The organism is Promicromonospora kroppenstedtii DSM 19349, assembly GCF_000515355.1.
Lineage (GTDB): Bacteria > Actinomycetota > Actinomycetes > Actinomycetales > Cellulomonadaceae > Promicromonospora > Promicromonospora kroppenstedtii.
This window is the reverse complement of the sequence record NZ_KI911750.1, coordinates 1,909-3,430: the sequence shown is the minus strand read 5'-3', so window position 1 is coordinate 3,430 and position 1,522 is coordinate 1,909. Positions and strand designations below refer to the sequence as shown.

Annotated in this window: 2 protein-coding genes; one reads left to right on the top strand and one right to left on the bottom strand. The window is 73.8% G+C overall.

All coding sequences use genetic code 11. From position 1 onward, the window contains the following. Nucleotides 1–207 precede the first annotated feature (207 nt). Nucleotides 208–1,074, bottom strand: a complete 867-nt coding sequence (locus PROKR_RS25695; protein WP_245605970.1) for an HAD family hydrolase — start codon at nucleotides 1,072–1,074, stop codon at nucleotides 208–210. Between the two features lie 69 nt (nucleotides 1,075–1,143). Here PROKR_RS25695 and PROKR_RS25690 point away from each other — a divergent pair. Next, nucleotides 1,144–1,522 (top strand): hypothetical protein (locus PROKR_RS25690; protein ID WP_051433365.1); only part of this gene is annotated, 379 nt, incomplete at its 3' end.

The following is a 1,522-nucleotide window of genomic DNA, read 5'->3' as shown; positions in this document are numbered from 1 at the left end:
CCGGGCTCGCGCCGGCCGGGCTCGCGGCGACCGATCCGGCCAGCACGAGCGCCAGCGCGCCCGCTGCCGCCGAGGAACGGACGACGAATCTCCTGCTCATAGGGCAAGTCCTCCTGGGTGTGTGCACTGCGTCCCGGTCGGGACGCCATGACTATGACGTGCGATTCACCCGAAAGGTTGTCTCCGTCCCCGGCGTGCCGGACCTGTTCACCGCAGGGTGCTCAGCACCGCGACCACCCCGTGCTCCTCGATCCGCCCCGTGACCTCGTCCGCGGCATCGATGACGGCGGCCGGGGCGTGCCCCATCGCGACGCCGCGCGCGGCCCAGGCGATCATCTCCAGGTCGTTGACCCCGTCCCCGACGGCGAGAGTCGCGCCCGGGTCCACGCCGACCCGCTCACGGATCCGCTCGAGCGCCGTCGCCTTGCTCAGGGACAGCGGCGTGACGTCCACCCAGTCGGGTCCGGCCGGCGTGGCCGTGACGCCCAGCTCGCGCAGGGGCGCCAGCAGGCTCAGCGCCCCGTCGCCGCGCAGGATCACGCGCGCGGCGGGGGCCTCCCACAGCTCGGTGTCCGCCACGCGGCGCTGCTGCCCGTTGACCAGCCCCTGCTCGAAGACTCGGTTCACCCGGTACCCCCAGCCCACCTCCTCGACCCCGACCTGCACCGTGGGGAGCGCTGCGCGCGCGAGCCGGACCACGGGCTCGACGTCGAACGAGTGCATCTTCTCGATCCGGTAGCCGCTCGGCAGGTCGGCGTCGACGCGGGCGACGACGGCGCCGTTGGACGCGACGGCCCAGCCCTGCTCGATGCCGAGCTGGCCCGCCACGGGGAGGATCCCCACGAGCGACCGGCCCGAGGCGAGCACGACATGGTGGCCCGACCTGCGCACCTCCCGGACGGCCCCGACCGTCACGGCCGGCACGATCCCGTCGGCGCCCAGCAGCGTTCCGTCGATGTCGAGGGCGACCAGGGTGCGAGTCCTGACGCTTGCTCGGAGGGCGGCCGGTGGGGCCGTCCGCAGCTCGGTGGCGGTGGTGGAGGTCGACGTCACGGTGCCGGTCGTGTGTGTCATGCCTCTCAGACGCGCACCCCACCGGGATGTCACAGCACTTTCCGGACGGATGACGGGCAGGGTGGGAGCATGACTGCGCGGAAGAAGCCCTCCCCCACCCTGACGACGCTCACCGTGGTCGTGCTGACCGTCGTGGCCTGGTGGATCTTCCTGGGCCGGGACGTCGTCCGGGAGGTCGATCCCGCTACCGGGAACGTCACCGGCCCGTACGAGGGGCCCCAGGTGATCGCGTGCGTGCTGGTGCTCGCCGCCCTGGTGGTGGTCGGCACGCTGTCCGCCCCGGCGTGGGCCGCGGTGCTCGCGGTGGCCGTGCCGTTCACGGCGGCGTGGACCATCCAGGCGCAGGCGACCGACGACTCGGGGCTCTGGGCCGTCGGCGCCCTGCTCGTGCTGCTGGGCACCCTCGCCGGGGGCGCGGTCGTCGCCGTGGTCACCCGGGTGGTGGAGC